This is a genomic window from Kitasatospora sp. NPDC059088 (assembly GCF_042738155.1).
GTDB lineage: Bacteria > Actinomycetota > Actinomycetes > Streptomycetales > Streptomycetaceae > Kitasatospora.
Window position 1 is genome coordinate 25,546 of record NZ_JBHYGR010000094.1, and the last position, 6,978, is coordinate 32,523.

Annotated in this window: 9 protein-coding genes; all 9 read right to left on the reverse strand. The window is 74.0% G+C overall.

Annotated elements, in window-relative coordinates; all coding sequences use genetic code 11:
• Positions 1–30: 30 nt before the first annotated feature.
• The 9 genes from ACFWXO_RS32080 to ACFWXO_RS32120 all read right to left on the reverse strand — a co-directional run bounded on the left by ACFWXO_RS32080 (position 31) and on the right by ACFWXO_RS32120 (position 6,815).
• Positions 31–402 carry a hypothetical protein gene (locus ACFWXO_RS32080; protein ID WP_380528233.1) on the reverse strand — a complete coding sequence of 124 codons (372 nt, stop codon included), beginning with the start codon at positions 400–402 and terminating at the stop codon, positions 31–33.
• A 174-nt stretch (positions 403–576) separates the two neighbouring features.
• Positions 577–1,293 carry a hypothetical protein gene (locus ACFWXO_RS32085; RefSeq protein WP_380528235.1) on the reverse strand — a complete coding sequence of 239 codons (717 nt, stop codon included), beginning with the start codon at positions 1,291–1,293 and terminating at the stop codon, positions 577–579.
• A 14-nt stretch (positions 1,294–1,307) separates the two neighbouring features.
• Complete coding sequence (locus ACFWXO_RS32090) at positions 1,308–2,087, reverse strand: hypothetical protein (protein ID WP_380528237.1); 780 nt, start codon at positions 2,085–2,087, stop codon at positions 1,308–1,310.
• Between the two features lie 157 nt (positions 2,088–2,244).
• On the reverse strand, positions 2,245–3,120 hold the full coding sequence (locus ACFWXO_RS32095) for a hypothetical protein (RefSeq protein WP_380528238.1): 876 nt from the start codon (positions 3,118–3,120) through the stop codon (positions 2,245–2,247).
• A 100-nt stretch (positions 3,121–3,220) separates the two neighbouring features.
• On the reverse strand, positions 3,221–3,403 hold the full coding sequence (locus ACFWXO_RS32100; RefSeq protein ID WP_380528240.1) for a hypothetical protein: 183 nt from the start codon (positions 3,401–3,403) through the stop codon (positions 3,221–3,223).
• A gap of 168 nt (positions 3,404–3,571) precedes the next feature.
• On the reverse strand, positions 3,572–4,345 hold the full coding sequence (locus tag ACFWXO_RS32105) for a hypothetical protein (RefSeq protein WP_380528241.1): 774 nt from the start codon (positions 4,343–4,345) through the stop codon (positions 3,572–3,574).
• A 160-nt stretch (positions 4,346–4,505) separates the two neighbouring features.
• A complete protein-coding gene (locus tag ACFWXO_RS32110) occupies positions 4,506–5,051 on the reverse strand; it encodes a hypothetical protein (protein ID WP_380528243.1) in 546 nt (181 codons plus the stop codon).
• 214 nt (positions 5,052–5,265) lie between these two features.
• Positions 5,266–6,093, reverse strand: coding sequence for a hypothetical protein (locus tag ACFWXO_RS32115; protein ID WP_380528245.1), 828 nt, complete (start codon positions 6,091–6,093; stop codon positions 5,266–5,268).
• 122 nt (positions 6,094–6,215) lie between these two features.
• Complete coding sequence (locus tag ACFWXO_RS32120) at positions 6,216–6,815, reverse strand: DUF6197 family protein (protein ID WP_380528247.1); 600 nt, start codon at positions 6,813–6,815, stop codon at positions 6,216–6,218.
• Between the last annotated feature and the right edge of the window lie 163 nt (positions 6,816–6,978).

Consider the following 6,978-nt stretch of genomic DNA (forward strand, 5'->3'; position numbering starts at 1 on the left):
GCCGGTGGGGCCGCGCTGCGCCCCGGCGGCTCAGGGCCGGGTGGTGTCGGCGGGCAGCGCGCGCCAGCGCGGGCGGCCGAGCTCGCGGAACGCCTTGCGGCAGCCGGGGCAGACGCGCACGGGGCGGCGGCGTGCCAGGCGGCCGAGCCTGCGGGACTTGGGGCTGCCCTTCGGGCGGTGGGGGGCGTAGGAGCGGTCGTTGGCGAACCATTCGCGATGCATCTCCAGCAGCCCGGCGAACCCTCCGCCGTCCACCTCCTCGCGGACCCAGTAGATGTCGACGAAGTTGCCGCACAGGGCCGGGGCGCGGGTTCCCGGGCCGGGGTAGCTGTAGCGGGGCGGCAGGGCGTGGTCCCACTTGCCGCTGCGGCTGTAGTGGAGCTTGGGGGTGCTCTCGGGCACGGTGGTCCTCTCGGTGGAGCGGGTTGAGACGGTCGGGCCGCCCGGCCCTTCCGACATGAGAAACAATACCACATAGAACGCACTCTCGGGGGTGTGCGGAACTCTTCTCTGCGCCACGCGGTGCCGCGGTGGCGCCGTCGGGGGCGGGTCGGGCGCGCCCCCGACGGCGAGTGCTCAGCTCTCCCGGACGACCAGGACGGGCGTCGGCAGACCGTAGTGGTGGGCGAGCAGGGTGATCGACTGCCTTCGGTCGGCGTCGCCCACCTGGACGTCGACCCACCGGTGGTCGACCACCTTGTACTGGGCGCTGGCGTAGGTCGAGCGCAGGGAAACGTACCCGCCGGCCCCGGGGTGGCCGTCGAACGTGACCGACCAGCTGGTCGGCTCGGGCTCGAACTCGGCCGACCCGGACCTGCGCGGCCTGGCTGTGGTCTGCGGCCGCGCGGGCTCGGGAACCCGGACAACGGTCTGGGGGGAACCGGGGAGGACGATCTCCAGCCCGTGCGCGGCCAGGTGCGCCCGGTCGGCGCGGATCGCTTCGTCCCACCGGTCCCGGGCCGCTCCGGCCCGGCCGGGGCGCAGGTAGTGGCGGCCGTCCTGGATGCGCTGCACGGCCACGCCGTCGTCCCACGCTGCCAGGTGCCAACCGTCGGCGCCCTCGTCGGCCGGCGCGCGCTCGCGCAGCGCCATGATCCGGGCGGTCTCGCGCACGTACCAGCGGGGCGCGCCCGGGTGCGCCACGAACGCCTGAGCCGTGCTGCCGCCCCCGCCCGGGGTGGTGGTCTTCGACTTTTGCTCGCCTTCCTCGCTGAACTGGGGGTGTGGGTTGGGCCGGCCGGTTGCCTGCCCCGGCTGGCGGGCGGCCCGTGCTCGGCGACTGGGGCCGGTCACGGGCCGATGCGCCGTCAGGAGCAGGGGAGTTGGGGAAGGGCGCGGGCCAGGAAGGCGGCGGCGGCGGCCTTGACGTCACCGTCGAACCCGGTCTGGAGCAGTTGGAGCGCGGCCGGGCCGTACGTGTCCAGCAGGTAGGGGCCGATGACGAGCTGGTACGAGGCGTCGGGCGACGGGCTCTGGCGGGCGTCGTAGACGTCCCCGCTCGCCAGGGCGTGGATGATGTTGATCCCCGCGCTCCACCCCTCCCGCAGCATGTCGTGCTCGTCCGTCAGCTCCGGGTACAGCTCGGCCAGGTCCTGCTCCGTGGCGTCGGCCGTCACGGCCCCTTCGGCCAGCGCCCGGGCGACGTGGTCGGCGGCCAGCGGGAAGATGCGCATCCAGTGGTTGGCCTCCTCGCCGATCAGCACGGTGAACGGGGGCAGCGTCGGTGCCCCCGCGGTGGCCCAGTTCTCCTTCATCCACCGGCGCACCGAGGCCACCGTCTCGCGCCGGTGCAGCCTGTCGCCCTGGTGGGCGGTCCAGCCCCGTCGGTCGGTGGTCGCCTCGTTCCAGTGGCCCTCGGCCAGGTCGTCGCCGTGGCCGTCGGTGAGCGTCCACTCGATTCGGCTGGTCTTGCCCGGCCTGCGGAGCAGCATCAGGCGGTGGAACGCGCCGTCGATGGTGACCTTGACGGTGACCCGGTCGCTGTCGGCGGTGGCGGGGATGCCGCTCTCGGTGAGCTGGACGGCCAGCTGCTCCGCCTCGGCGGCCGCCTGCATGGCTGCGTACTCGATCATGGGATTGCTGGGCATGGTGGCCCTCTCGGTCGTGGCGGGTCGATCCGGGTGGGCCGCCCGGCCCTCCCGATATGAACAACAATACCACATGAAACATGCCTCCGGTGGGTCGGGCCACCCCTGATTCGCCGACCGGCGGCCCGCCGCCGACACCACCCCGTCGAACGGGCGGTCAGCCGGCCAGCAGGGCTCGGAAGTCGGCGGCCTCGTGCGCGCGCCGCACGTCCGGTGGCAGCGGGTCCAGCGCGGCCACCGACGCCTGCGCGTACTCCGCGGCCCGCAGCGCCAGGCGCAGCGCCTCGCTGATTCCGTCGCGCTCGTACGCCGACGGCTCCGGGGCCGCCGCCAGCTCCGCCCACCCGTCCGCCAGCCGCTGCGCCCGGGCGATGGCCTCCAGCGCGGTCACGGCCGGCTCCGGCCGCTGATAGGTCGCCAGTACCTCCCGGCTCATGTCGATCCAGACGCGGGCCTGGCCGTGCTCCGCGGCGGCCCGAAGCGCCTCGTCGTGCAGGCTCTGGGCGCTGCGCCCGTTGAGCACCACCTGCCAGCGCCCGGTCGGCGTGGGGGCGTGGACGGTGCACCACAGCGGGATCCGCCCGTCGGGGCCGGCCTGGCTGGTGATGCCGTCCGGGACCGGCATGGGGATGTACGGCTGGTCGGGGTCGTCGCCCTCGGGGGCCTCGGCGGCGGCTCGGGCAGCGGCCCGCTCATCGGGCTCATAGGCGAACCCGGTGCGGGTGAGGATGAGGCGGGCGGGGCTCGTGCCGTCGGCGTCCGCGGTGACAAGGGATGAGTGCAGTGCGGCCCCGGGGCGGGCCGCCCGGCAGATCGCGATGAATTCGCCGAGCTCCTCTTCGAGATCCGCGGGCGCTCCGAATGCCCGGTCGGTGGCCTGGATGCCGCAGACCGTCTCCCGGCTCCCGCCGGCGCCCCGGAGGGTGAGCAGCCGGAAGAACTCGGACTGGCTGACCAGCGATCCGGTGAAGCGGTACAGCGGGACGGCGGGCTGGACGCTGATGCCCCCGGCCGCCTGGATGTCGGCTCCCATGGTGGTGGACTCCTTTTGGGGTCGGGCCGCGCGGCCTTGATGCCGCGCGGCCTGGTGGTGGTAGTGGATCGGGGCAGCTGGGCGGTAGGCCTGGCGCTGCTCACAGCTCCATGCCGACCCATTCGCGGTTGGCGATCGCGCGGGCCTCGGGCTCCGTGGCGACGACGTCGAACATGTACGCAGTCAGGTGCGGGTTGCCCGCGATTCGGTCGATGTTCCATACGCCGAACCGGCTGCCCTGCCGGGTGATCATGAGCCCTCGCCCCGGCTGCTTCTTGCTCATGTGGCGGACTACCTCCTCGCCGCGCTTAGGACTGGCGGGCATCTCGCTGAACCGGCCCACGGTTCCTCCCTGTGGCTGCCGCCCGCCGTTGCGATCGGTCGGGGGCGGTGGTGATGGACGACTCGGCGGAGGCCGGGGCGGGGGTTGTCCCCCGCCCCGGCGCTGTGGTCAGGGGCAGGTGACGAGTGGGGCGTGCTCGTGGCACACCGGTACGAGCACGCCGGTCGGGTCGCACAGGACCACTTCGGCGCGGTGGGCGCCCATCCAGGAGCCGTCGAGCCCCCGGTGCCAGGGGCAGAGGTGGACGGTGTCGTCCGCGAGCGTGAGGGCGCCGGGCCCGGTCGCGGCCGGGGCGGCCGGGGCGGCCGGGGTGTACTCGGGAATGCCGAGGCGCAGAGTGTCCGGGTTGCGGAACAGCTCCGCGATGGAGGCGTCGCTGATCGGTTCGGTGGAGGGGCCGCGATGCTGGTTGTACCAGCCGTCGGGGTGCCGCTCCCAGGTGATGCGCCCCTTGGTGACGACGTCTCCCACGGTGAAGGCAGCGGGGATGTCCTGCTCCGCCGGGTAGGGAATCGGGGGCAGGCTGGCCGGGTCCACGTGGCGTTCGGCGTCGACGTCGACCAGTGCCCTGCCGCTCACGGTCACGGTGAACGGGAACTGCCAGTACAGCGGCGGCAGCGGCGGGTGGTAGCCGTGGCGGCTGGGCCGCAGGACGAGGCTCGTCCACCGGTACATCCCTGCCCCGATGCTCTCGATCGCGAGGGTGACGGACTGCTCGCCCTCCTGGGCGAGCCTGACGTCGCCGGGGCGCAGGTCGCGCAGGCGCACGACCGCGAGACCTCCCGGGCGGACGACGGCGCCGCGCTCGGCCGGGGTCCGGGCGGCGGTGGCACCGCTCTTCTCCGCCGGGACAGCTCGTCCCTCGGATGCTGCGTCGATCATGGGTTCTCCCTGGAGATGGTGCGGGTTGAAAAGGCGGGCCGCCCGGCCCGCCGACAGGAAAAACTATACCACACTAAACATGCCACTGAGGGTGTCGGACCCCTCAGGCCTCCGGTCCCACCCGCTGCGCCCCGTGGTTCGAGGGCGCAGCGGATGGGGGCTACCGCTTGGGGCGGATGCCGCGCTCATCCAGCCATCGGCGCACGTACCGTGCGGCGTCGGCCGGGTCGCTGCTGGGCCAGTGCCCGGAAGCCAGGTCCCCGTCGGGGGCGTCGTGGGTCCAGACAAGTTCGCCGTCCAGACCGACGGTCAGCCAGTGCGGCTCGGCCTCGGGCGACTCCAGTACGACGGCGACGGCGTACAGGCGGTAGCCGGTGCTCACCACCTCGGCCGGGATGCCGTCCGTCGTCAGCGCGGCGGCGATCGCGCACGCCGGGCCCCGGTGCCGGTCGTAGTCCGCGTGGACCGCCCACGCGCTGGGCGGGCCGTCCACCGTGGCGCGCAGCAGGCTGGGGAGACGGTGGCCGGCCTGCTCGACGGTCAGCACGGTGACCCTGCGGCGGGGTCCGTCCGGGCCGAGCGGGGTGATCTCGCGGGTGGTCACCTCGCAGACCCTGGCGCCGGTCACGAACGGGCCGGGGAACGTGCTCTGCGGTGACCCGTAGGGATCGGTGGGGCCGGTGTAGGTGCTGGGCTTCTCGGTCATGCTCGTTGCCTCTCGGGGGCTCGGTCAGGGCTGGGGCGTGGGGCCCCGCTGCACCCGGGAAGTGGCCCGGGGCGCAGTGGGGTGAGGTGGTCGGCCGGCTCGGCCTGGATGGTGCGGGCTGAGCCGGGAGGGCCCGCCCGGACCCTCCCGACATGAAAAGCTATGCCACATGAAACCCGCTTCCGGGGGGAGGGGTACCCGCCCCCCGGAGGCGTCAGGCCAGGTGCAGCAGATCGTCCGAATCCAGTAGCGAACCCGTACCCACCGCGTCCGCGCCCGAGGCGAACAGCACCGGCTGAACGGTCCTCACCTTCCCGAACGCCTCGGGCCGCATCCTCGCCCAGGTGGGCGTCCCGCCGCCGCCTACGGCCCGTCGCCTCGGGACTGACGGCGCCGGAGCGGACTCCAGCACCATGGCGAACGCCTCGACCGGCGCCCGGTCGACCGCCGCCGTGCCGCCCGTCCTCGCTGCCTCCGTGGCCGGAGACGGGGGCTGTCGCGCGGGTGTCGGAACCCCGGCCGGGGCGGCGTGCTCGGCGAAGAGGGCGCGAGCCTCGGCCTCGGACCGGCGCCACGCAATCGCCCGGCTGCGCCCCGGCTCCTCCAGCTCGTTCCAGTCGGAGCATGCGCAGGTGACCCTGAACAGCCCGACCTTGCCGCCCGCGATGGCCTCGCTCACCCGGCCTCGGTGGCCGTGCTCCTCGACCTCCACCCGGACCAGCGCGTCGACGGCTTCCCGGGTGACGATCCGCAGCCGGTTGCAGGTCTCGGTGAACGTGGAGCCGTCGACCTCGCTGATCAGCTCGGCCAGCCAGGCGCCGAGCTGGTGGACCCTCACCACCAGGCGGGCGTGGGTCTGCTCGAAGAAGTCCTGGACCGCCAGGCCGCCGGGCCGGACCGTGCGGCCGGTGGAGTCCACCGGCAGATGACACGCCTCCACCCCGGCCCTCAACTGGACCTGCACCTGGTCGACGACCTCGCCCACCCCCTGGTGGCCGGGCTCAATGCTGTCCGCGATCTCGAACGTCATCTGTTCCTGCACGGTGGGCTTCTCCCTGTGGTCTCGGGTTGAGCCGGAGGGCCCGCCCGGGCCCTTCCGACAAGAAAAACTATACCACATGAAACCTGCCTCTGGGGGCAGGGGTCACCCTGCCCCCAGAAGCCTCAGACCAGGTGGGGCGGCTCACCCGGGGCCGACGGCGAACCCGCACCCGCCGACCGCTGCGCCGCAACCGACGGCACCGGGGTGGACTCCAGCACCGTGGCGAACGCCTCGGCCGGCTCCGACCGCGCCTCCTCGGCGGCGGCCCGGAACGCCTCGGCGGCCTCGGCAGCGGTGCGGCCCGGAGCGCAGCCCCACACGTGCACAAGCTGACGGCGCAGGTAGCGCTGCCGGTCCTCGTCCGCTCCCTCCGGGAAGTCCAGCCGGCCCCCGTGCAGGTGCTCCGACAGCATCACCAGAGCCAGCGCGCGGGCCTCGCCGATCGCGGGCCAGTCGTACTCCCGCCGGCTGCTCTGACGCCCGTAGCCGCCCGCCACGTCGAACGCCCCCAGCATCGACGCGTGCAGCGTCACCGTGCGCCCGGCGCTCGCGAACCGCGTCCTCCCCTGGAACAGCCCCACCTGCTCGATGTGCCCCGCCGCCCACCGCAGCAGCCACTGCGCGGTCACGGGGAGAAGCTCGCTCTCCTGGTCGTAGCGGAAGGACCGGCCGGGCTTCGGGTGACCGGGCAGCAGGCGCGGCGTGTTCAGGCGGTGGGACATGGACGTACCTCTCTGTAGGACGGGCGGGGAAGGTGGACGGGCCTGGCCGGGGGCCGGGGGGGGGGGGGGGGGCCCCGCCCGCCCTGGGCCCCCCCCCCCCCCGCGGGCGGCCCGGCCCCGGGCGGGGGGGCCGGGGTCGGAGGGCGCGGAGCAGCCGCGCAGG

What these genes read in the sequence shown, in the direction of transcription:
- ACFWXO_RS32090 (WP_380528237.1), bottom strand. Translation starts at nt 2,087, where the DNA reads ATGCCCAGCAATCCCATGATCGAGTACGCAGCCATGCAGGCGGCCGCC.
- ACFWXO_RS32095 (WP_380528238.1), bottom strand. Translation starts at nt 3,120, where the DNA reads ATGGGAGCCGACATCCAGGCGGCCGGGGGCATCAGCGTCCAGCCCGCC.
- ACFWXO_RS32100 (WP_380528240.1), bottom strand. Translation starts at nt 3,403, where the DNA reads ATGAGCAAGAAGCAGCCGGGGCGAGGGCTCATGATCACCCGGCAGGGC.
- ACFWXO_RS32105 (WP_380528241.1), bottom strand. Translation starts at nt 4,345, where the DNA reads ATGATCGACGCAGCATCCGAGGGACGAGCTGTCCCGGCGGAGAAGAGC.
- ACFWXO_RS32110 (WP_380528243.1), bottom strand. Translation starts at nt 5,051, where the DNA reads ATGACCGAGAAGCCCAGCACCTACACCGGCCCCACCGATCCCTACGGG.
- ACFWXO_RS32120 (WP_380528247.1), bottom strand. Translation starts at nt 6,815, where the DNA reads ATGTCCCACCGCCTGAACACGCCGCGCCTGCTGCCCGGTCACCCGAAG.